Origin of the sequence: Hahella chejuensis KCTC 2396 (assembly GCF_000012985.1) — a bacterium.
GTDB classification, from domain to species: Bacteria; Pseudomonadota; Gammaproteobacteria; order Pseudomonadales; family Oleiphilaceae; genus Hahella; species Hahella chejuensis.
On sequence record NC_007645.1, the window covers coordinates 1,815,429 to 1,837,723 of the forward strand.

Below are 22,295 nucleotides of genomic sequence, written 5' to 3' on the forward strand. Positions count from 1 at the left end.
AAGGACCGGATAGTGGTTGGGCCCAAGCAGAATAGCTGAATATACTAACATTAATGGCTAAGAGTGAACTATCCGAAAAAAGTTGTGTCTATAGGGCTATGCAATCAACTTTTATAGACGCAGCAAACGGTGGTTCTTTTATGTCAGTGCAGGTTTTGACCGCTCTTGAATCAACGCGTGGTCGCGCTGAATTACTGGATAATAAGGAAAATATGAGCGCTCCTAACAAGACGACAGACCAACAATTGGTTGAGCGGGTTCAGCGCGGTGACAAGCGCGCCTTTGACATGCTGGTGGTGAAGTACCAAAGCAAGGTCATGGCGATTATCGCCCGTTATATTCGCGATCACCACGAAGTGATGGATGTTGCGCAGGAAGCGTTTATCAAAGCTTATAAGGCGCTCGCTAATTTTCGCGGCGAGAGTGCGTTTTACACATGGCTTTACCGTATCGCCATTAATGCGGCGAAAAATCATCTTATGGCTCAAGGGCGTCGCCCGCCAGGGGAGGACGTGGACGCCGACGACGCGGTTTTATATGAGGGCGGCTCTGCCTTGAAAGATATTGACTCCCCCGAGCGCCAGGTGCACCGCGATCAGGTTAAGCAGGCGATATTCCAAGCCTTGGATGAGCTGCCGGAAGACTTACGCTCAGCCCTGACGCTGCGTGAGTTCGATGGCCTCAGCTATGAAGAGATAGCAGAAATCATGCAGTGTCCAGTGGGCACGGTGCGATCGAGGATTTTCAGAGCCCGGGATGCGGTGGATGCGCGAATCGCGCCAATGTTGGAACAGAAAATGCGCGCCTGAGATAGGCGCAAAACGAATGGGAGCTGGAACTCCGGGAATCCCGGAGTTGGCGAAATGAAAAGTATTATAGAGAGACCGGAGCGGCGCACAGGCCCCGGGTTTGCAGAGGTTGACGGTTATGAATGAACGACTGAAAGAATCTATGTCCGCGCTCCTGGATGGAGAAGCGGATGAGTTGGAGGTGCGCCGGATACTGGCGCAGTCCCACGATGAAGAAGTGATGGCGACCTGGAGTCGGTATCAGCGTGTTCGCGATGAGCTCCACGAAGAAGCAGCGCAATGGGCGCATGTTGATCTGCGGCAGGGTATTTGGTCTGCGCTGGAGAAAGAAGAGGGCGTTGATCGCAGTGAGAGCGTTGTAGAAGGTGAAGTCGCGCCGGAAGAAGCCCGTGTTGGCGGCGGTTGGTGGCGGGGCGTTGCTGTTGCTGCATCGGTTGCTTTCGCCGCGGTGTTTATGGTGGAGTTTTCTGGCGGGCCAGGCTCCACGCAGCCTGCGCCTGCTGTCGCCAGCGGACAACAGATTGCGCCTTCACTGAATGTTAACGGCGCCGGTTCCCATTTGGTGGCTGATTCCAGTGCGGAAAGCGAAGACGCGATTCCATTCTCCGCAGAGCATGCGAGCAGGTTGAACGCGTATTTAATGAAGCATGCTGAGCAGGCTGCATTGAACGGCTCGCAGGTTATTTCTCCCTATGCCCGTTTGAGCGCCTTTGAGGCAGTAGAAGGGCAGGGAACAGAGCAACGCAGGTAAGCAATGAAACGGGTAATTTGTAAATTGGCGGCGATCAAGGATGATGTCCGGCAGTGGAGCCTGGTCTCGCTTCTGGCGTTAATCTCTCTGGTTTCCGCCCCAGCGCAGGCTTCGGGGCCGCAAGAGTGGCTGCAGCGAATGCTGGAGGCGCGTCAGGAACTCTCCTACCGTGGCGCATTTATCTACAGTCGTGGCGATGAAATGAGTTCTATGAAGGTCTTTCATCGTACGCAGGATGGCGTAGAAAAAGAGCGTTTGGTGGCCATGGACGGTGAGATGAGGGAGATCATTCGAGACGGAGACATGCTGATTTGCGTGTTTCCCGGCGGCAAACAGGTTCGACTGGAGCAGGCCGCATATACTGGGCCTTTTCCTGGGGCGGTATTGAACGGCGGCTCGGATGTCCACTCGGTCTACGAGTTGAGAATGGCTGGTGAGGAACGAGTGGCGGGCCATGACGTACTAAAAATGGCGGTTATGGCCAAGGACCAGTATCGCTACAGCTATTACCTGTGGCTGGAAAAAAATTCGGGTATGCTGCTGAAATCCCTCCTGACCAACCGTAAGGGAGAAGTGTTAGAGCATTTCCAATACACGGTGTTGGAGTTGGGAGCTCAAGTGACGGATCAGGAACTGGCGCCTTCAATGCCCAAGGCGGATGTTAAATCCGTCAAGCCGGAGCAAGAAGAGGCTCCAGACGCGCTGCCCGAACAATGGACGCCAGCGTGGCTTCCGAAAGGGTTCAGCATGTCGCCTAATGTGACCAAACGCAATGACGTTATGCCTGGAGATATGCGCACGCAGGTATACGGCGATGGTTTGACCATGTTCAGCATATTTGTCGAAGAGAACAATCCCCAGGCCATGCCGGAAGGGGCTTCGCGCATGGGAGCTACCACTGCTTATTCGAAACATATTAAACAGGGTGATATGACTTACGTTATCACCGTTGTGGGCGAAGTGCCCATTGAGACGGTCAAGCGGGTGGCGGATAATATGAAATCAAGTCCATCCGCTGGAGACGCGTCTTGATATTGGAAACCGGGAAAGTCGTTGCCGTTGGCGACCATGAAGTCTGGGTAAGGACTATCCGGGAGTCCGTGTGTCAGAGCTGCTCGGCCCGGAAGGGCTGTGGTTCTCGGCTTCTTAATCAGATGAGTAATGGCGCATCCACCCAGATCAAAGTAGCGAAAACATTTGATGTTGAAGTCGGTGACGAAGTGGAAATCGGTGTGGCCGAACAGGCCTTGCTCAACGCCTCCCTGCTGGTTTATCTGACGCCCTTGGTTGCCATGATGATTTTGGCTGGAGTCAGTCGCTCATTATTGCATTGGCCCGATCTTGGCGTCGCCCTGGCGGGCTTGTCAGGACTGGGCTTAGGCTTTGTTTTTGTTAAAATCTTGTCATCAAGGCTGTCTTGCAATCCCACCTACCATCCCCAATTATTACGCAAGCTTTGTTAAGCGTCGTATAGCCTAGTTCCAATTATCTAAAGGGAATCTGACGCCATTATGTGAGCCGAGAGGCGTTAGCTCGTTTGGTTGGAGCGCCTGGGTCAAACGACAGAGCCCACGGTGGGCGTGGGTGATTTGGGTAACCAAGTGGAGTTGCATATGAAGGTTTGTCAGAAATATACGGCGGTTTTGCTGGTCTGGTTGAGCGCCGTTGTCAGTATGCGGGCGGGGGCTGTTGATTTACCTGATTTCACGGGGTTGGTGGAGAGAACTTCACCGGCGGTGGTGAACATAAGCACCGTACGTAAAGTTGGAGACGATAGCGCTCAGTATTATTTTGGCGGCCCTGAACAAGACCAGATACCTGAATTCTTTCGCCATTTCTTTGGTGATCCATACCGTCGCAGAGGTCCGCAGGAAGCCCAATCCACAGGATCTGGCTTTATCGTATCCAAAGATGGCTACATCCTTACCAACAATCATGTTGTTGCGGGCGCTGATGAAATTTTTGTCCGGCTTATGGACCGTCGCGAGCTGACGGCGAAGCTGATCGGATCTGATGAGAAGTCGGATTTGGCGGTTTTGAAAGTGGAAGCTGACGATCTGCCGGTTCTTAATTTAGGCAAGTCTTCTGAGTTAAAGGTGGGTGAATGGGTCGTCGCCATCGGCTCTCCTTTTGGATTTGAGTATACGGTGACGGCGGGCATTGTCAGCGCTAAGGGGCGCAGCTTGCCGAATGAGAATTACGTGCCTTTTATTCAGACTGACGTAGCTATTAATCCCGGTAACTCTGGCGGGCCGTTGTTTAACCTCGAAGGGGAGGTCGTCGGCATCAACTCTCAGATCTATACCCGCTCAGGGGGCTTTATGGGGGTTTCTTTTGCGATTCCCATCGATGTTGCGCTGGATGTAATGAATCAACTGAAAGACACCGGTGCGGTCAAGCGCGGCTGGTTGGGTGTGTTGATACAGGAAGTAAACAAGGATTTGGCTGAATCCTTCAATCTGAACAAGCCGCGCGGCGCATTGGTGGCGCAGGTCATGAAAGGCTCTCCCGCCGACAAGGCCGGCTTGCAGCCTGGGGATGTCATCGTCAGCTACAACGGCAATGAGATTGGGCTATCCTCTGAGTTGCCGCATCTGGTGGGGCGCACCTCACCGGGACAGAAAGCGAGTATGAAAGTTGTGCGTCGTGGCGATGAAATGGATGTTGCTGTCGAGATCGGCCAGTTGCCGGCGGACGACAACGGGGTCGCCAGTGTGCCGGCAGGCCAGACCGCGCCTCAGAACAACGCTCTCAACTTGCAGGTCCGCGATCTGACGGATGAGGAGAAAGAGAGTATGCAGGTGGCGGGAGGCGTCATGGTGGCGCAAGTATTCCCAGGGCCTGCGGCGACAGCCGGAATTCAGCCTAATGATGTGATCAGCAGCATCAATAATAAAGATGTAGAGACAGTCGCGCAGTTCCATGAAGTGGTTGAGAAGCTGCCGGTTGGCAAGTCGCTGCCAGTACTGATTATTCGTCAGGGCAACCCAGCCTTCATTGTGTTGAAGTTGAACAATAAATAGGCCCAGTTCTGATTGGCCGAGGCAGGCGGCCGGGTTTCTTAAGATGAAGCCCGGCCGTTGCTCGTTTTACTGGAGAGAAAGCGGCGTTTCTCCCAATATCGGTGTGAATTCTGAGGGTATTTTGTTAATTCGCTGCAATTTACTCGGCGGAGCTGTTAAAATTTCGCCGCCTTCAACTTTGAATCTGAGTGACAGTAGTCCGTGAGTAAACTCAACCACATTAGAAATTTTTCTATCATTGCCCACATCGATCATGGCAAGTCCACTTTGGCTGACCGCTTTATTCAATATTGCGGTGGCTTATCTGATCGGGAAATGTCCGAACAGGTGCTCGACTCAATGGATATCGAGCGGGAGCGGGGCATTACTATTAAAGCCCAGAGCGTAACGCTCTATTACGACGCAAAAGATGGGTCCCGTTATCAGTTGAATTTCATCGATACTCCCGGACACGTGGACTTCTCATATGAGGTGTCTCGTTCTTTGGCTGCCTGTGAAGGCGCATTGCTGGTGGTTGACGCCGCGCAAGGCGTTGAGGCGCAGTCCGTGGCGAACTGTTATACCGCCATCGAAATGGGGCTGGAAGTTATTCCCATTCTGAACAAGATGGACCTGCCGCAGGCGGAGCCGGCGCGGGTGCGTCATGAGATCGAAGAGATTATCGGCATTGACGCCGCGGGCGCCGTAGAAGCCAGCGCCAAAGCCGGTATGGGCATTCAAGAGAGCCTGGAGCAAATTGTTCAACTGGTGCCGCCGCCGGAAGGAGACCCTGACGCCCCGTTACAGGCTCTTATTATTGACTCTTGGTTTGATAATTATCTGGGCGTTGTGTCCTTGGTCCGGGTTAAGAACGGAACGCTGAATAAAGGCGATAAAATTCTGATTAAGTCGACCAAGACTCAGGAGTTGGTGACTTCCATTGGCGTGTTTACGCCAAAGCGTACCGAAACCGGCTGCCTTAAAGCGGGTGAAGTGGGTTATGTCATCGCGGGCATTAAAGATATACACGGCGCTCCCGTCGGCGACACCATCACTCTGGCGAAAACGCCTGACGTGGCCTCTTTGCCGGGATTCAAGCGTGTACAACCTCAGGTATACGCTGGCGTATTCCCGGTCAGTTCTGATGACTACGAAGATTTCCGTGACGCACTGGACAAGTTGACGCTTAACGATGCGTCATTGTTCTTCGAGCCCGAAACCTCTGACGCTTTGGGGTTTGGTTTCCGCTGCGGCTTCCTGGGAATGCTGCATATGGAAATCATCCAGGAGCGTTTGGAGCGGGAATATGATCTGGATCTGATCACCACGGCGCCGACGGTAGTCTATGAAGTGCTGACCAAAAAGAATGAAGTCATTAAAGTCGACAACCCTTCCAGGCTGCCGGACCCTGGTTTTATCGAGGAAATGCGTGAGCCTATCGTTGAGGCGAATATTCTTGTGCCGCAGGCTTATCTTGGCAACGTCATCTCCCTTTGCGTAGAAAAGCGCGGCGTGCAGAAAAATATGCAGTTCCTGGGGAACCAGGTCGCGCTGTCCTATGAATTGCCGATGGGGGAAGTTGTCCTGGACTTCTTTGATCGACTCAAGTCGGTAAGCCGTGGCTATGCGTCTTTGGATTACCACTTTGTTCGTTTCCAGGCAGCCAATCTGGTGCGTCTGGATATTCTGATCAATGGCGATAAAGTCGATGCGTTGGCGCTTATCGTTCACCGCGACAACGCGGCCTCGCGAGGGCGCCTGCTGACAGAAAAAATGAAAGAGCTGATTCCTCGTCAAATGTTCGACGTGGCGATTCAGGCGGCTATCGGTGGACAAATTGTATCGAGAACTACCGTCAAGGCCTTGCGCAAGAACGTATTGGCCAAATGCTATGGCGGCGACGTTTCACGGAAGAAAAAGCTTTTGCAGAAGCAGAAAGAAGGTAAGAAACGTATGAAGCAAGTGGGTAGCGTTGAAATTCCACAAGACGCGTTTCTCGCCGTGCTGAAGGTCGATAAATAAGACAATTGCGGACTGAAAGCAATAAATACAAACTGAATAGGACACATGATGGACTTTGATTTCTCTTTGATTCTGGTTGTACTGACTCTGGTCTCAGGTCTGATTTGGTTGGGCTTTTGGCTGTATATAAAGGTCAGGACGCGTGGTGGAAGTAACGCGATGATCAAAGAGCCGGTTGTAGTGGAGTATTCCCGGTCTTTTTTTCCAGTTTTGTTTTTGGTGTTGGTGGTTCGCTCCTTTCTCATTGAACCGTTCCAAATTCCGTCTCAATCCATGATGCCCACCCTGGAAGTAGGCGACTTCATCCTTGTTAACAAGTACTCCTATGGGCTGCGAGTTCCTGTATTGGGATACAAATTTCTGGACCTGGGAGAGCCGCAGCGTGGCGATGTCATGGTGTTTCGTACGCCAGAGGATAACACCACCAACTACATAAAACGGGTGGTGGGCGTTCCTGGCGATACGGTGGAGTATAAGGACAAACAGCTTATCATCAATGGCGAGCCCGTGGATGAAAAGCTAATTGCAGCCCTTCCAGCAGGCGCTCCCAGAGAGCTCTATTACGAAGAACAACTGGGTGAAAAGCTGCACCGCATCATTAAGGAAAACTATTCAAACACAGGGCATGAAGGCAAATGGGTCGTGCCGGAAGGTAAGTATTTCATGATGGGCGACAATCGGGATCGCAGTAAGGACAGTCGTTATATCGGGCTGGTGCCGGATGAAAATATCGTCGGCAGGGCTTTTGCTATCTGGATGCACTGGGAAAAGTTCTTGTCATTACCCACTTTTTCACGAGTTGGCTCGATACAATAAATGCGCATTAGTGTAAAAACAGTGAGTTAACGTCTACTCTCTAGATAATATTGATTAATTAAGAGGATGGTAAGGAGTGAGTATGCGCAAGAATCAACGGGGCGCTTCTATTCTCGTAATGTTGATTTGGGTGGTTGTCGGGATATCGGCTATTACGCTGGGTATTAAACTAGTCCCCATCTACATTGATGATTTTGCTGTGAAATCTTCATTAGAGGGGTTAAACAGAGAGGCTGACTTGGCGAGCTTGTCCAATGCTGAAATCCTATCGCGGCTGGATAAACATTTTATGGTTAACAACGTGCGCAACTTCGATAAGAAAAATATCAAGATAACTCGGGAAAATACCAAAATGCGCATAGATATCAATTATGAGCAGCGTACGAATATCATTAAGAACATTGACGCCGCTGTTTCATTTCAACACCAATTGGAAGCCAATAATCAGTGACAGCTAAGCTGGAAAGACTGCAGCGGGCGCTCGGATATACATTTAAAGAGCCCGCTTTGCTTACTTTGGCGCTTACCCACCGCAGCTTCGGTGGTCGTAATAATGAGCGCTTGGAATTTTTAGGGGACTCTGTCCTCAACTTTATTATTGCCGACTACCTCTTTGGCCGTTTTGAAGAAGCTCGGGAAGGGCAGTTGAGCCGTCTGCGCGCGCGAATGGTCAAAGGGGTGACTCTGGCGGAAATAGCCAGAGAATTTGATCTCGGCGAATATCTGCGATTGGGGTCAGGAGAGATGAAGAGCGGCGGTTTTCGTCGGGAATCTATCCTGGCCGATGCGCTGGAGTCTATTATTGGGGCTATTTATCTGGATGCTGGCTTTGAAGTCTGCGCCGATAGAGTGTTGAACTGGTTTGAAGCGCGTTTGCAGAAGCTTAATCTAAAGGATACTCAGAAAGACTCCAAGACACGTTTGCAGGAATATCTGCAGGCGCGTCAGCTTAATCTGCCTCGCTACGAAGTTATTTCAGTGCAGGGGGAAGCTCATGCTCAAACTTTCCATGTGCGTTGTGAAATAGACGGCCTGTCTGACGCAACGGAAGGGACCGGAAGCAGCCGGAGAGTGGCGGAGCAGAAAGCGGCGAAACAAGCCTTGTTGGCGTTAGGAGTGGATCAGTGAGTATTGATGTAAATCCGCAAGAGAATAGCCGCTGCGGCTATGTGGCGATCGTGGGCAGACCGAACGTGGGCAAGTCCACCCTGTTGAACCACATACTGGGGCAGAAGATCAGCATCACTTCGAAAAAGCCTCAGACTACTAGACATCAGATTTTGGGTATCAAGACAGAAGGCGACTATCAGGCTATTTATGTGGATACGCCTGGTCTGCATCAGTTGGACAAGAAAGCGCTTAATAGAGTGCTGAATAAAGCCTCTTCATCGGCGATCAAAGATGCGGATGTGATTGTTTTTGTCGTTGATAGAAAGCGTTGGACGGAAGAAGACGACTATGTCTTGTCAAAAATCGCCAAGGTAAATCGCCCCCGCATTCTTGTGATCAATAAAGTGGACAAGTTGGAAAATAAAGACGATCTGCTGCCATTTATCGACAAAGTGCAGAAGATGTGTGAGTTTCAGCACATTATTCCTCTCTCCGCCCTGCGTGGATTGAATATTGATCGGTTGGAAGCCGTTATTAACGAGATGTTGCCACAGGGGATTCACTTTTTTCCTGAAGATCAAATCACGGATCGCAGCGAACGCTTCATGGCGGTGGAAATTATTCGCGAGAAAGTCATGCGTCAGTTAGGCAACGAAGTGCCTTATGAAATTGCTGTGGAAATCGAACAGTTCAAGCGTGAAGGTGCGTTGTTGCGAATAAGCGCCCTGATTCTCGTGGAAAGAGAAGGCCAGAAAAAAATTGTGATTGGTCAGAAGGGCGAGCGAATCAAGCGCATTGGTTCCGATGCGCGTAAAGACATGGAAAAGTTGTTTGAAAGCAAGGTCATGTTGGAAACCTGGGTGAAAGTGAAATCCGGCTGGAGCGATAACGAGCGCGCCTTGCAAAGCCTGGGTTACGACGACCGCTAACGGAAATTTCGGCCGCTATGCACCGGGTTTCGCTCCAGGCCGCCTATGTGCTGCATAGTCGGCCGTACCGCGAAAGCAGCTATATTGTTGATCTGATTACCGAGGCCGACGGTAAAGCCTCAGCCGTTTTGAAAGGCGGCGGTCGCAGAAAAGGCGTCCCAGGCACCCTGCAACCCTTCACCGAGCTGGAGGTTGAGCTGGGAGGGCGTGGCGAGCTTAAGTCCCTCATTCGATACGAGACGACTAACATTCGCTATCCTTTGGCGGGAGCGGCTCTCTATGCCGGTCTTTACCTCAATGAGTTGTTGGTGAAGTTGCTGCAACCACTGGAGGGCTGCCGAAAAGTGTTTGACGCCTACAAGTCGAGTCTGACTTTCTTATCGCTTCCACAGCCCAATCTGGAGCCTGGAATACGGGAGTTGGAATTTGCGCTGCTAAATGAACTGGGCTTTGGCGTAGATTTTTGTGTAGAGAGCGCTACAGGCGATATCGTGAAAAATAACATCGCCTATTACTTCTCCCTTACTGAAGGCGTTAGTCGGACGCCAGAGCCTTGCTCAGTTGTGATTGAAGGTCATCATCTAATAGCGATAGCTGGTCGCGACTGGTCTGTTCCAGGTAGTCTTTCAGCAGCCAAGAGGTTGACACGCCGGTGCCTTGATGAACTATTAGGCGGTCGTCCTCTGCACTCCCGAGAGCTGATGCGCAGTTACCTCAAGCTCACCAAGGGCTAATCACCGTCAAAGGTAGATGTCGCGAAAACCCAAATCTAACTAGGACTGCGGGGCTGACTGAGTCTGATATTCTCTGAACTCTGTCTGCCAGTCATTTCTGTCAGACCAGTAAAGCACTCGTTCTATTTCTTCAAATAGAACGGACACGGCAGTCTCCAGCGGCTCTACTTCACGCTTGATTTGTCCTTCCAGTTCCGCTGCGGCGTTGCGCAGCAAGGGGACTCCACAGTAGCGCGTCGCGCCATGAAGACGATGAACGCGTTCCAATAATTCAGATCGGTCTTGCTGCTCCCAGGCGCTCTCTATGGACTTGCGCTCTTCCGGCAGATTTTCAAGCAGCATGGAGAATAATTCTTCCGCTAATCCTTTTTTGCCTCCGGCAAGAGTGACGCAACTGCGAATGTCCACGCACGGCTCGGTGGCGGCTTTCACTGATGGCTTTATCTTTCCTGGCTCCCGGACAGGTTGTTGGGTTAGCGAGGGCTGCGGCGACAGCTGGAAGCCGGTTCTGCGCTCTATAATGCGCTGTAGCTCATCTTCATTGGTGGGTTTGGTGAGGTAATCGTCAAAGCCGCTTTGCAGTAGTTGCTTACGCTCTTCCGACATTGCGTGTGCGGTGAGGGCGATGATCGGGGTGCGTCGTTTACCAGCTTCAAACTCACGAATCTTGATCGTGGTTTCAACCCCATCCATCCCGGGCATCTGTACATCCATAAAGATTACGTCGAAGCGCTTCTGCTTGGCCTTGGTGAGGGCTTCGTAGCCGCTCATGGCTGTTTCCACCACGGCTCCCAGGTCTAAGAGAAAGGCTTCCACCAGTTTGAGGTTGGCGAGGTTGTCATCCACAGCCAGCACCAGCGGCTTGCGACCACTGGTGGCGTTCAACTGTTTGATAGATACCGCCGACGGCGCTTCCTCTTCGTCAGAGCGTCCTTCGATCAGCCAGCTTAGCGCATTCGCCAGCCGACGCTGTGAAGCCGGCTTAATCAGGAAAGTCGAGGCGTCAGTCAGTATTGGCGGCTCCTCGTTACCGGTGTCGATGGTCGGCGTCAGTATCAACGTGCGGCAATCGAGTTTGTACTCCAGCTTGCGTACGGTCTGCAGGTAAGAGTTCGAGCGCAGGTGGTGGCGGGTCAGACCAATAATGGCGACAGCGAAGCCTTCGCCTTTGCGTTGCGCTTCCTCCACTTTGTCCGCCAGGTCTTTGATATTGTCTACCTGAGTGACGTTGGAGCCCCATTTGTTGAGCGTATGCTCCACCGCCAGTCCAGTTTTCTTCTGGTGCTCAAGATAGATGACCCGTTCGCCTTCAAACAAACGGTGGTTGAGCTCGTTGTCTGGCTGGTTGGGAGCAATTTCGACGGGGAGCTCGATCCAGAACGTGGACCCTTTGCCAAGTTCGCTTTCAACCCCGATCTGTCCACCCATTTGTTCGGTCAGGCGTCTGGAGATAACCAGGCCCAGGCCGGTGCCGCCGAAGCGCCTTGCTGTTGATGCGTCCGCTTGGCTGAAGGCGCTGAACAGCGTTTGTTGTTGGACGCGGGAAAGTCCTACGCCACTGTCGGTGACAGTGATTTTGATGAGCGAACTCTCATCGGATTCGTCTTCCAGCATCACGCGCACCACCACTTCACCGCTCTGAGTGAATTTAATGCCGTTATTGACCAAATTGGTGACGATCTGTTTGATGCGCAGCGGATCGCCCATGATATGGCTTGGCACGTCGGAGTAGACAAGACCCGCCAGATCCAGATTTTTCTCGTGGGCGCCGGGAGCAAGCATGGTGAGAACGTCTTCCACGATTTCCTGTAGGTTGACGGTGGTATTATCCAGAACCAGCTTGCCGGCCTCGATTTTGGAGAAATCCAGGATATCGTTGATGATCGTTAGCAGGATTTCGGACGACTTCAGGATTGTGTTGAGCTGGTCTCGCTGCTGAGGCCCCAGGTTGGATTTCAGCAGGAGATGCGTGAACCCAATTATCCCGTTGAGCGGAGTGCGGATTTCATGAGACATATTGGCTAGAAATTCCGACTTTACCCGGCTGGCTTCGATAGCTTCCTTCCGGGCCATATCCAGCTCTATGTTCTGGATCTCTATGGTTTCCAGCGTCTCCCTGAGGTCTTCCGTGGCCTGATCTATATTTTGCTGCATCTCACTGCGGGCCTTGGCGAGAGCTTCCGCCATGGAATTGATGCCGTCCTGGAGCAGCGCCAGTTCAGGACTGGCTTCTATATAGACGCGGGTATCCAGCTTGCCTTCTTTTATACGGGTAAGCGCTTGCGCCACCTGAGATAGCGGCGAAGTAAGGTCGCGGCTCAGACGCAGCGCAAGAAATGTGCACACAATTATGGCGGTGAACACGGCGCTGACGGCGAAGAGAATCGTTCGATACTTGGCGACCTGAGTTGGCGCGCGGGACACCTCGATGACCGCCCACCCCAGGATATTATCCTGTAGCCCATTGGAGGCTTCGGATTCCTGCAAATTAGCGTCCTCGCTCAGACTAAGGTCTTGCAGGGTGACCGGGGCGGTGAAGCGCAGCACATCCTCACTGGAATAAATCGTAAGCTGTGTGGATAAGCTGGCGGGGATCGTGTGCTCTTCCTGAATACGTGGGCCGGCATGGGCCAAAATCTGGCGTTGACGCCCGTAAATAGAGACCGAACGAATATCTTTCTCTTCCAGTACGGCGTTGGTCAGTCCAATCAATTGGCGGCGGTTTCCGGTGAAAACGCCATACTCCGCAGCGTTGGCGAGGTGACGGGCGGAGTCGGAGCCGCGCTCCAGGAGCACGTCGCTGAGATCGTCCAGGCGAGTAAATACAAAGGCTGCGGACAACGTGAACGCAATAGTGAGTGACGGCGCCAAGGTCAATAGAATGACCTTTACTTTTATACCCCAGCGTTTCATGCAGGGGCCCTTCGGCGACTTGTAGAGGAGGCGCGGGTAAACGGCATATTATGGTATTTATGATATAAAGTGATTTTTATATTAAAAAAGAATATATCGCCACTCTCAGATTATTGCTTATCATGGCCGATGTTCGGCCAATATCAAGTCCGGACACAGCTATCGAAGGAAATGGTTCGATGGCGTAACAGGGACCGGATTTTTGCTCAGGCGACGTTGAGTCATTGTCACAGCGGCGCCGCAGCGGACAAGGACATTTCCGATTCTACAGCTAATTGATTGAATTTAAAAAGAAGCGAACGTTAAAGATGTCATACCCCACGATTGAATCCTACGTTGGAAACACGCCGCTTGTTCGACTACAAAGACTACCCGGCGACACCAGTAATGTCATTCTGGCGAAGCTTGAGGGAAATAATCCGGCGGGATCAGTCAAGGACCGTCCCGCCATGAGTATGATCCAAGAAGCGGAGAATCGGGGCGACATCCGACCTGGCGACACATTAATTGAGGCTACCAGCGGAAATACCGGGATCGCCCTGGCTATGGCGGCAGCGATCAAAGGCTACCGTATGGTCCTGATCATGCCGGCGCATATGAGTGAAGAACGTCGCGCGGCGATGACCGCCTATGGTGCGGAAATCATCTCTGTATCCAAAGAAGAGGGGATGGAAGGGGCGCGTGATCTCGCCAAGCAAATGGAGTCCGAAGGCAAAGGCAAGGTGCTGGATCAGTTCGCCAACCCGGATAATCCTCTGGCGCACTACAAGACGACGGGCCCGGAAATCTGGCGCCAAACCGATGGTGCGATTACTCACTTCGTCAGCTCCATGGGGACCACCGGCACTATTATGGGAACCTCTCGCTATCTCAAAGAGCGCAATCCGGAGATTCAGATTGTCGGCCTGCAGCCTGCCGATGGCGCGTCCATACCTGGCATTCGTCGTTGGCCGGAAGCGTATTTGCCAAAAATATATCAGCCCGAGTCAGTGGACCTGGTTTTGGATATCGCCCAGCAGGAAGCCGAAGAGACTATGCGCGCACTGGCTCGGGAAGAGGGTATTTTCTGTGGCGTATCTTCCGGCGGCGCCATCGCTGGAGCGTTGCGTATTTCCCGTGAGGTTGAAAATGCGGTGATCGTCGCCATTATCTGTGATCGGGGCGACCGCTACCTGTCTACCGGCGTATTCCGCAGCTAAAGCTGTTGCGCCGGAGCGCGACGCCAAAGCCCTTATATCTGTTGCGGGAGGCCGCTATAATGGCCGGCTTTTTATCCAGATCGGCCCCATAGCCCAGGTTTATAAGCATGTCTCGTCGTAGAAAGAAGTTACCCCAAGAGTCCATTACCTGCGAAATCGAATCTCTCAGTCACGAAGGGCGTGGCGTCTCTCATAAAGATGGCAAAACCCTGTTTGTCGAAGGCGCATTGCCTGGCGAAACTGTGACTGCGCGATATGTAAACAGTCGTCGCAGCTATGATGAGCTTGCTGTAGAAGAGGTGCTGACGCAGCATCCGCAACGCATTGAGCCTGACTGTCAATTCTCCAAACTGTGCGGTGGCTGCAGCATGCAGCATGTTGATCTGGGCTTTCAGATCAACCACAAAGAGTCTGTGTTACTGGACCACCTACGCCATTTTGGCGACTTAAAGCCGGAACAGGTTGTTCCGCCTCTGGTGGGCGCGGGGCGCGGTTATCGCACAAAAGCGAGACTGGGCGTGCGTTATGTCGCCAAGCGTGATGAAGTTCTTGTCGGCTTCCGCGAGCGCTACAGTAACTTCCTGACCGCCATTGATGAATGCCCGATATTGATCGAGTCTGTCGGGGGCCGTATTCCTGAACTGAAAGCGCTGGTTCGAAGCCTCTCCGGCTATCAACGTATTCCTCAGATCGAAGTGGCGGCGGGCGACGATATGTGCGCTTTGGTGATCCGTCATATGGACCCGCTCACTGAAGAAGATTTGCAAAAACTGATCGCTTTCTCCGAACAAACTGGATTGGCAATCTATTTGCAGCCAAAAGGTCCCGATACCGTCGCCAAATTGTGGCCGAAAGATGGCCAGGAACTGCTCAGCTACCAATTGCGCGACTATGGTTTGACGATGCAGTTCCATCCGATGGACTTTACCCAGGTCAATCGCGATATCAACCGTCGTATGTTGGCGCAGGCGCTGGAATGGTTGCAGCCGCAGGCCGGAGAGACCATCCTCGACCTGTTTTGCGGACTGGGTAATTTCACCCTGCCCATCGCCCGTTCGGCTGCGCATGTTGTGGGCGTGGAGGGCAGTGAGGATATGGTGCGTCGAGGATACGCCAACGCGGAGCTTAATGGGATCAGTAACGTAGAGTTTCACGCTGCGGACCTGCATCTTCCGTTAGCCCCAGCGAAAGAAGCGAAACATGCATGGCTGCGAACCTATGACAAAGTTCTGCTGGACCCGCCACGCTCTGGCGCGGAAGAGTTAGCGAAACAAATGACCCGTTTTGGGGCGAAGCGAATTGTTTATGTGTCCTGTAACCCCGCCACTTTGGCGCGGGACGCCGGCATTCTGGCGACGCAGGGATACAAGTTGATCAAGGCCGGGGTAATGGATATGTTCCCGCATACGGCCCATGTCGAGTCAATGGCCTTATTCGAGAAAGCATAAGCCCGTTACTCAGAAAATAAGAGAGTCTGGCGAAAGGCGTCACTATGGTTAAAGTTCGCGAAGATTATCCTTTGGCTCAGGACGGGTCAGTTGATATCAACGGTTGGATTGACCGTTTACAGCAACAGGTTGAACTGGAGGATGTGGCGTCGTTTCGTCGCGCCTGCCTGCTGGCGAAAGAGATCGAATCAGAGGCGGTGCGCGCCGGAAACCTTTGGTCGGAAGGCTCCAGCAGCTTTCTGACCGGCCTGGAAATGACTCAGATTCTCTCAGAGTTACAACTGGATTCGCCAAGTCTGATCGCAGCGGTGCTCTATCGCGCGGTGCGTGAGGGCAAGCTCTCTTTGGTCAGAGTGAATGAAGAATTTGGCGAAGAAGTCTCCAAGCTGATTGAAGGCGTTTCGCAGATGGCGGCGATTTCCAGCTTGCGCCATCCCATTCAGGGCAGCGTACTGGGGCAGACACAGACCCAGGTGGACAACATTCGTCGTATGCTGGTCACCATGATTGACGACGTGCGCGTGGCGTTGATCAAGCTGGCGGAGAGAACCTGCGCCATTCGGGATGTCAAGAACGCAGGGTCCGACAAACGTCACCGCGTAGCCAGAGAAGTATTTGATATCTATGCGCCGTTGGCGCACCGCCTGGGTATTGGTTATCTGAAGTGGGAGCTGGAGGACTTGTCCTTCCGTTACCTGCATGAAACTGCGTATAAGAAAATCGCCAAACTCCTGGATGAACGCCGTATGGACCGGCAGAAGTTCATTGAGGAAGCCCTTTCTGCGTTGCGTCAGGAATTGGAAGCCAGCGGCATCAAGGCGGAGCTTTCCGGTCGGGCCAAGCACATTTACAGCATATGGCGCAAAATGCACCGCAAGGGCATCGATTTTTCGCAAGTCTATGATATCCGAGCCATTCGTATTCTGGTTCCCAGCATTCGCGACTGCTACTCTGCTTTAGGGGTGGTGCATGCCTTGTGGCGCCACATTCCCCATGAGTTTGACGACTATATCGCCAACCCGAAGCAAAACGGGTATCAATCCTTGCATACGGCGGTAGTAGGCCCCTCCGGGAAAATCATGGAGGTGCAGATCCGCACTCAGAAAATGCATGAGGAAGCGGAACTTGGCGTCTGTGCGCATTGGCTATATAAAGGCACGGATACGCAGCAGAAATCTCACGGTTACGAGCAGAAAATCGCCTGGCTTCGGCAGGTGCTGGAGTGGCAGGACGAGCTGGGGAGCAAGACTTCGGAGCTTGTCGATCAATGGCGCAACGACATCGTTAGCGACCGCATTTATGTGTTCACGCCGGACGGACACGTCATAGACCTGCCTGCGGGTTCAACCCCCATCGATTTCGCCTACAAGGTGCATACGGAAATTGGGCACGCATGCCGGGGCGCCAAGATTCACGGCCGAATAGTTCCGCTTAACTACAAGTTAAAAACCGGCGATCAGGTGCAGATTCTGACCTCGAATCAAGCTCGTCCCAGTCGGGACTGGCTTAACTCTGATCTGGGGTACGCCAATACATCCAGAGCCCGGGCGAAAATCACCCACTGGTTTAAGCTGCAGGATCGCGACCAAAATGTCGAAGAGGGGCGCGATATCCTGCAAGGCGTATTGAAACGACTGTCATTGGAGCAGTTGGATTTCGACGACCTGGCGCAAAAAGTAAATTATCCCTCCGCGGAAGATATGTTCGCCGCTATCGGCGCCGGCGATCTCAAGCCGATGCAGGTGGCCCATACGGCGCAAAACATGTTGGAGCCGCGGGACGAGCAATTAACTCTGCATTTACATGCTGCGCAGGAAAGCGCCAAGTCCTCCGATGTGCACATTCGTGGGGTTGGCAATCTGATGACTCAGATGGCGAACTGCTGTAAGCCGGCGCCGGGCGATCCTATCGTCGGCTATATCACCATCGGACGCGGCGTTTCCATTCACCGGCAAGACTGTATCAATGCGCTGCAACTGCAGACAGTTGAGCCCAACCGTATGATTGAAGTAAGTTGGGGCGACACGGAATACACCTATCCCATAGACGTGGTCATTGAAGCCTACGACCGTCCGGGACTGCTGCGCGATATTACCTTGTTGCTAGCGAACGAGAAAATCAACGTGACCGCCGCGTTGACTAATACGGACAAGAAGCAAAGCACGGCGGATATTCGTCTGACCGTAGAAGTAACGTCCATTGATGTGCTGGGTCGCATGTTCGATCGCATTCGGCGGCTGCCCAATATTATAGATGCGCGCCGCGCCAAGCCGGGAGAGGGGTGATGAGCGAGAAAGACGAGGGCGTTCTTCAATACACACTGGAAGATCTCTTATACCTGATGCGGCGCTTGCGGGATCCGAAGGATGGTTGTCCATGGGACTTGAAGCAGGATTTTGCATCCATTGTTCCGTTCACCATAGAGGAAACCTATGAAGTAGCGGATGCGATTGAGCGCGAAGACTGGCCGCACTTGCGTGACGAACTGGGAGATTTGCTATTCCAGGCGGTTTTCTACTCGCAATTGGCGCAAGAGAAAGACTTGTTTCAGTGGCCTGATATTGTGGATGGCGTCGTGCGTAAACTGTTGCGCCGGCACCCCCATGTATTTCCTGATGGAACCTTGGAAAGCCGATTGGCCCCAGGGGAAACTATCAGGGAAGAACAGATTAAGGCCAACTGGGAGCGTATTAAACAGCAGGAACGAGAGCTGAAGAAGCAGGGCGAAGTGCAAGAGTCGACAGCGCCCTCAAGTGTGTTGGCGGATATTCCCAACGCCATGCCCGCGCTGCAGCGAGCGCAAAAGCTGCAGAAGCGCGCATCGTTGCATGGCTTTGACTGGCCCGAAATCAACCCTGTTCTCGACAAGATCCATGAAGAAATTGATGAGCTACGCCATGAGCTGGCGGCGCCGGTTCTGGATCAGGATAAGTTGGAGGATGAGCTGGGGGATGTGCTTTTTTGCTGCGTGAATCTGGCGCGATTCGTCAAGGCTGATCCTGAGGCGGCGTTGCGCAGGGCTAACGCCAAATTCGTAAGGCGCTTCTCCCGCATCGAGTCATTACTGCAAGAGCAGGGCAAGACTCTGGACGATGCGTCTTTGCAGGAAATGGACTTGCTTTGGGATCAGGCTAAGGAAGAAGGCCTGTAAAGCAAAATGCGCGCTGTCTGCGCGCATTTTTGAAAGCTTTAGTTTAGCTATTGGCCGCTTTTAACTCTTGCTTAAGCAGGCTGATGTACTTCTTGCTCAATTGCAAAAATCTTGGCGTCGGGCCGACGTCTTCGTACATAGGGTCGCCCATTTCGTCTTCCGCTACTACTTTGGCTCCTTGCACGTAAGGGAAGCTGCTTTCCAGCTCATCCAGCGCGGCGGAAAGGAGTTCGCTGATGATTTCTTCCTGGCTGCGGAGAGGATACATTTCCGCCAGGGCTGCGACTCTGGCGGCGTCTTCTATGCGCAGGCGCAGGGGGTATTCCTTGTTCGTAAGACGAACATTGGCGGTGTTTTCCCAATTTTGTACAAGAGCGTTAATTTTCATAAAGCGGCCTATGTAAAACAAACGACATCAATTTCAGTCTAGGAGGCCCCTTTTGATCGGGCCATAAGAGCATGTACGTAGCGGCCTCAGAAGGCAGCGGAATGCGCCGCGGACGTTTCCGCAAGGTTTATATTCAGTTTAGACCGACTTCGGCGGGGCGGCTTCAGGAGTATTTGAATAATGAGACAACCAGGGCGGGGGGTGCTATTGTTCTAGTTCGGAATTTTTCGATATTTCACTGAGTTATAGTTAAGAAAAGGCGATTGCAGCAAAACGTCAACGAAGAAAAGACTTTTGAAAAAGCGGCGGAGTAAGAGAAATGATGAAGGAATTGCATCCTGAGCTAAGAGAAAACGTACGCCTTCTGGGAGAGTTGTTGGGACAGAGCATTCGCTACCACCTTGGCGACGAGATATTCAATAAAATCGAGAAAATCCGTATCGCCGCAAAAGCTGACCGTAACGCGGAAATCAGTCAGAGAAAACAGTTGAAAGAAGTGCTTTCAGGCTTGAATGATGAGGAGTTGGCGCCGGTCGCAAGAGCGTTCAACCAGTTTTTGAACCTTACCAATATCGCAGAGCAATACCATATTGTGAGGCGTCGGGCGCCCGCCAGCGAATTGGTGGATAATCGCCTGGACACTATCGAAGTCGTGTTCGATCGTTTAATTGGACAAGGCGTCAGTAAAGATAAATTTTTTGCGCAATTGGCGGACTTGAATCTTGAGTTCGTGCTGACGGCGCACCCTACTGAAATTACCCGCCGCACTTTGATTCAGAAATATGACCAGATTTCTGAATGCCTGGAATCCCTGGACCGTAGCGATTTGCTCGACGAAGAATACGCCAAGATCGTTGAGCGTTTACGTCGTCTGATCACCGAAGCCTGGCATACGGATGAGATTCGTTACGAGCGTCCCACAGCGGTCGATGAGGCAAAATGGGGCTTCGCCGTTATTGAAAACTCCCTATGGCAGGCGGTGCCGGATTTCATGCGTCAAATGGACGCCGCGCTTCTGGAACGTTTTGGAGAAGGACTGCCGATTAATGTGAACCCTGTGCGATTCGCATCCTGGATGGGGGGAGACAGAGACGGCAATCCTAATGTCACATCAGAAGTCACTCGCGAAGTCTTTTTGCTGAGCCGTTGGATGGCGGCGGATTTGTATTTGCGCGATATCGAAGCGTTGCGCTCGGAATTATCTATGACTGCTTGTAATGGTGAGCTGGCGAGAGCGTCAGGGCAGAGTCGGGAGCCTTACCGAAAAATACTCGCCAAACTGCGTAGTCGACTGGAAGCGACGCGGGCCTGGGCCGCTGAGGCCTTGGATTCTACGAAGAAACCTGCCGCTGAAGTATTGCTCAATAACGCTGAGCTGATCGAGCCATTAATGGTGTGCTATCGCTCGTTGCGGGATTGTGGCATGGAAGTTATCGCCAACGGTCCGTTGCTGGATGTTATTCGACGGGCGCAATGTTTTGGTCTGCAATTGGTAAGGCTGGATATACGCCAGGACTCTGAGCGTCACAGCGACGTTATGAAGGAAATATGCGCTTACCTCGGTATTGGCGATTACTCGCAATGGACGGAAGAAGAGAAGCAGGCGTTTCTGATTCGAGAACTGGAGGGCCGGCGTCCGCTGCTTCCCAAAGAGTGGCCGGCGTCTGCGGAAGCCAGAGAAGTATTGGATACATGCAGGGTTGTGGCGATGCAACCCCCGGAAGGGCTGGCCTCCTATGTTATCTCCATGGCCAGTGATCCGTCTGATGTGCTGACGGTGATTCTATTACTGCGTGAGAGCGGCATGCGTCATCACATTCCGATTGCGCCCCTGTTCGAGACCCTGAGCGACTTACAGGGCGCTGCGGACAGCATTGGGCGTTTGCTGGACCTTCCTTGGTATCGGGAGTACATCGGCGGCAAACAAGAGGTCATGATCGGCTACTCGGATTCCGCCAAGGATGCGGGACAGATGGCGGCGGCCTGGGCCCAATATCAGGCGCAAGAGGCGCTGGTCAAAGTTGCGGCGAAACATGATGTGAAGCTTACGCTCTTCCACGGTCGCGGTGGAACGGTTGGTCGCGGCGGCGGTCCTGCAAACCGCGCTATTTTGTCGCAACCGCCAGGGTCTGTTGCGGGTAACTTCAGGATTACCGAACAAGGTGAAATGATCCGCTTCAAGTTCGGGCAGCCCAAGGTGGCCAAGCAAAGCTTTAATCTTTACCTCGGCGCGGTACTGGAGGCCTCCTTGGTGCCGCCGCCGGAGCCGGAGCCTGCCTGGCGCGAGATGATGGATAAGTTATCCCATCTGGCGGTGAACTCCTACCGCGAAGTCGTCCGTGAGCGCCCAGGTTTTGTGGAGTATTTTCGCTCTGCGACGCCGGAGCAGGAGTTGGGCAAGCTGGCGTTAGGCAGCCGCCCTGCGCGCCGTAAGGCGTCTGGCGGCGTTGAAAGTCTGCGCGCGATTCCCTGGATTTTCGCCTGGACGCAAATGCGACTGATGCTGCCAGCCTGGCTGGGGAGCGATACAGCGCTGCAAACCGCAGTAGATGATGGCGGAGCGGATACGTTGAAAGCCATGCTGACCGGCTGGCCATTCTTTGAAACGCATGTGGACATGCTGGAAATGGTGTTGTCCAAAGTTGACCCGGAGATTGCGCGTTTCTATGAAGAGCGTCTGGTCAAGCCCGAATTGCATCCCCTGGGCGATGAATTGCGTCGTCGGGCGGGGTGCGCCGTGCGTTTGATCAATGAGCTGAAGGGACAGGATGAACTGTTGCTGGATAACCCGGTCTTCATGCACTCCCTGCAGGTTCGCAACCCCTATACGGACCCTCTGCACTTCTTGCAGGTGGAGCTCTTGGTGCGTGATCGGGCCGAAGGTGAAACCAACAAAGAAACGGTTGAGAAAGCGCTGAAAGTTACCATGGCGGGGGTCGCCGCCGGTATGCGCAATACCGGATAAATCCGCCACCGGCCTGGCGTCGCCGGGTCGGTTACCAAACTCCAACATTGCGCAACGC

At 52.8% G+C, this 22,295-nt stretch carries 18 protein-coding genes; 16 read left to right on the top strand and 2 right to left on the bottom strand.

Annotation, left to right across the window (positions count from 1 at the left end; all coding sequences use genetic code 11):
- Positions 1 to 212 precede the first annotated feature (212 nt).
- The 11 genes from rpoE to recO all read left to right on the top strand — a co-directional run bounded on the left by rpoE (position 213) and on the right by recO (position 10,173).
- Positions 213 to 809: an RNA polymerase sigma factor RpoE gene (gene rpoE / locus HCH_RS08115; protein WP_041599347.1), complete on the top strand. Its 597-nt coding sequence runs from the start codon at positions 213 to 215 to the stop codon at positions 807 to 809.
- Between the two features lie 118 nt (positions 810 to 927).
- Positions 928 to 1,560, top strand: a complete 633-nt coding sequence (locus tag HCH_RS08120; protein ID WP_011395707.1) for a sigma-E factor negative regulatory protein — start codon at positions 928 to 930, stop codon at positions 1,558 to 1,560.
- A 3-nt stretch (positions 1,561 to 1,563) separates the two neighbouring features.
- Positions 1,564 to 2,592 carry a MucB/RseB C-terminal domain-containing protein gene (locus tag HCH_RS08125; RefSeq protein ID WP_011395708.1) on the top strand — a complete coding sequence of 343 codons (1,029 nt, stop codon included), beginning with the start codon at positions 1,564 to 1,566 and terminating at the stop codon, positions 2,590 to 2,592.
- On the top strand, positions 2,589 to 3,023 hold the full coding sequence (locus HCH_RS08130; protein ID WP_011395709.1) for a SoxR reducing system RseC family protein: 435 nt from the start codon (positions 2,589 to 2,591) through the stop codon (positions 3,021 to 3,023). The genes HCH_RS08125 and HCH_RS08130 overlap by 4 nt, the downstream gene beginning before the upstream one ends.
- Before the next feature lie 150 nt (positions 3,024 to 3,173).
- Positions 3,174 to 4,583 carry a DegQ family serine endoprotease gene (locus tag HCH_RS08135; RefSeq protein WP_011395710.1) on the top strand — a complete coding sequence of 470 codons (1,410 nt, stop codon included), beginning with the start codon at positions 3,174 to 3,176 and terminating at the stop codon, positions 4,581 to 4,583.
- 201 nt (positions 4,584 to 4,784) lie between these two features.
- Positions 4,785 to 6,584, top strand: coding sequence for a translation elongation factor 4 (gene lepA / locus HCH_RS08140; RefSeq protein WP_011395711.1), 1,800 nt, complete (start codon positions 4,785 to 4,787; stop codon positions 6,582 to 6,584).
- 48 nt (positions 6,585 to 6,632) lie between these two features.
- Positions 6,633 to 7,400, top strand: a complete 768-nt coding sequence (gene lepB, locus HCH_RS08145) for a signal peptidase I (RefSeq protein WP_011395712.1) — start codon at positions 6,633 to 6,635, stop codon at positions 7,398 to 7,400.
- An 82-nt stretch (positions 7,401 to 7,482) separates the two neighbouring features.
- The gene (locus HCH_RS08150; protein ID WP_011395713.1) at positions 7,483 to 7,851 is read left to right on the top strand and encodes a DUF4845 domain-containing protein; all 369 of its coding nucleotides are present in this window, start codon (positions 7,483 to 7,485) and stop codon (positions 7,849 to 7,851) included.
- The gene (gene rnc / locus HCH_RS08155; RefSeq protein ID WP_011395714.1) at positions 7,848 to 8,528 is read left to right on the top strand and encodes a ribonuclease III; all 681 of its coding nucleotides are present in this window, start codon (positions 7,848 to 7,850) and stop codon (positions 8,526 to 8,528) included. The genes HCH_RS08150 and rnc overlap by 4 nt, the downstream gene beginning before the upstream one ends.
- Positions 8,525 to 9,439 (top strand): GTPase Era, encoded by a 915-nt coding sequence (era, locus tag HCH_RS08160; protein ID WP_011395715.1) that lies wholly within the window; start codon positions 8,525 to 8,527, stop codon positions 9,437 to 9,439. The genes rnc and era overlap by 4 nt, the downstream gene beginning before the upstream one ends.
- A gap of 17 nt (positions 9,440 to 9,456) precedes the next feature.
- Positions 9,457 to 10,173: a DNA repair protein RecO gene (recO, locus tag HCH_RS08165; RefSeq protein ID WP_011395716.1), complete on the top strand. Its 717-nt coding sequence runs from the start codon at positions 9,457 to 9,459 to the stop codon at positions 10,171 to 10,173.
- Positions 10,174 to 10,212: 39 nt separating this feature from the next.
- On the opposite strand, the gene HCH_RS08170 is transcribed toward recO, so the two are convergent.
- Positions 10,213 to 13,086: a response regulator gene (locus HCH_RS08170; protein ID WP_011395717.1), complete on the bottom strand. Its 2,874-nt coding sequence runs from the start codon at positions 13,084 to 13,086 to the stop codon at positions 10,213 to 10,215.
- A 308-nt stretch (positions 13,087 to 13,394) separates the two neighbouring features.
- On the opposite strand from HCH_RS08170, the gene cysM reads away from it, so the two are divergent.
- The 4 genes from cysM to mazG all read left to right on the top strand — a co-directional run bounded on the left by cysM (position 13,395) and on the right by mazG (position 18,884).
- Positions 13,395 to 14,285: a cysteine synthase CysM gene (gene cysM, locus HCH_RS08175; protein ID WP_011395718.1), complete on the top strand. Its 891-nt coding sequence runs from the start codon at positions 13,395 to 13,397 to the stop codon at positions 14,283 to 14,285.
- Positions 14,286 to 14,392: 107 nt separating this feature from the next.
- Positions 14,393 to 15,733: a 23S rRNA (uracil(1939)-C(5))-methyltransferase RlmD gene (gene rlmD, locus HCH_RS08180; protein WP_011395719.1), complete on the top strand. Its 1,341-nt coding sequence runs from the start codon at positions 14,393 to 14,395 to the stop codon at positions 15,731 to 15,733.
- 44 nt (positions 15,734 to 15,777) lie between these two features.
- The gene (gene relA / locus HCH_RS08185; RefSeq protein WP_011395720.1) at positions 15,778 to 18,018 is read left to right on the top strand and encodes a GTP diphosphokinase; all 2,241 of its coding nucleotides are present in this window, start codon (positions 15,778 to 15,780) and stop codon (positions 18,016 to 18,018) included.
- A complete protein-coding gene (gene mazG / locus HCH_RS08190; RefSeq protein WP_011395721.1) occupies positions 18,018 to 18,884 on the top strand; it encodes a nucleoside triphosphate pyrophosphohydrolase in 867 nt (288 codons plus the stop codon). Before relA ends, mazG begins: the two co-directional genes overlap by 1 nt.
- A 43-nt stretch (positions 18,885 to 18,927) precedes the next feature.
- On the opposite strand, the gene HCH_RS08195 is transcribed toward mazG, so the two are convergent.
- Positions 18,928 to 19,272 carry a hypothetical protein gene (locus HCH_RS08195; protein ID WP_011395722.1) on the bottom strand — a complete coding sequence of 115 codons (345 nt, stop codon included), beginning with the start codon at positions 19,270 to 19,272 and terminating at the stop codon, positions 18,928 to 18,930.
- A 319-nt stretch (positions 19,273 to 19,591) separates the two neighbouring features.
- Between HCH_RS08195 and ppc the strand changes: the two genes are divergently transcribed.
- Positions 19,592 to 22,237 (top strand): phosphoenolpyruvate carboxylase, encoded by a 2,646-nt coding sequence (gene ppc / locus HCH_RS08200; protein WP_011395723.1) that lies wholly within the window; start codon positions 19,592 to 19,594, stop codon positions 22,235 to 22,237.
- Positions 22,238 to 22,295: the final 58 nt, after the last annotated feature.

What these genes read in the sequence shown, in the direction of transcription:
- rpoE (WP_041599347.1), top strand. Translation starts at nt 213, where the DNA reads ATGAGCGCTCCTAACAAGACGACAGACCAACAATTGGTTGAGCGGGTT.
- HCH_RS08170 (WP_011395717.1), bottom strand. Translation starts at nt 13,086, where the DNA reads ATGAAACGCTGGGGTATAAAAGTAAAGGTCATTCTATTGACCTTGGCG.
- HCH_RS08135 (WP_011395710.1), top strand. Translation starts at nt 3,174, where the DNA reads ATGAAGGTTTGTCAGAAATATACGGCGGTTTTGCTGGTCTGGTTGAGC.
- HCH_RS08120 (WP_011395707.1), top strand. Translation starts at nt 928, where the DNA reads ATGAATGAACGACTGAAAGAATCTATGTCCGCGCTCCTGGATGGAGAA.
- lepB (WP_011395712.1), top strand. Translation starts at nt 6,633, where the DNA reads ATGGACTTTGATTTCTCTTTGATTCTGGTTGTACTGACTCTGGTCTCA.
- cysM (WP_011395718.1), top strand. Translation starts at nt 13,395, where the DNA reads ATGTCATACCCCACGATTGAATCCTACGTTGGAAACACGCCGCTTGTT.
- HCH_RS08195 (WP_011395722.1), bottom strand. Translation starts at nt 19,272, where the DNA reads ATGAAAATTAACGCTCTTGTACAAAATTGGGAAAACACCGCCAATGTT.
- HCH_RS08125 (WP_011395708.1), top strand. Translation starts at nt 1,564, where the DNA reads ATGAAACGGGTAATTTGTAAATTGGCGGCGATCAAGGATGATGTCCGG.
- HCH_RS08150 (WP_011395713.1), top strand. Translation starts at nt 7,483, where the DNA reads ATGCGCAAGAATCAACGGGGCGCTTCTATTCTCGTAATGTTGATTTGG.
- rlmD (WP_011395719.1), top strand. Translation starts at nt 14,393, where the DNA reads ATGTCTCGTCGTAGAAAGAAGTTACCCCAAGAGTCCATTACCTGCGAA.
- recO (WP_011395716.1), top strand. Translation starts at nt 9,457, where the DNA reads ATGCACCGGGTTTCGCTCCAGGCCGCCTATGTGCTGCATAGTCGGCCG.
- ppc (WP_011395723.1), top strand. Translation starts at nt 19,592, where the DNA reads ATGATGAAGGAATTGCATCCTGAGCTAAGAGAAAACGTACGCCTTCTG.
- mazG (WP_011395721.1), top strand. Translation starts at nt 18,018, where the DNA reads ATGAGCGAGAAAGACGAGGGCGTTCTTCAATACACACTGGAAGATCTC.
- relA (WP_011395720.1), top strand. Translation starts at nt 15,778, where the DNA reads ATGGTTAAAGTTCGCGAAGATTATCCTTTGGCTCAGGACGGGTCAGTT.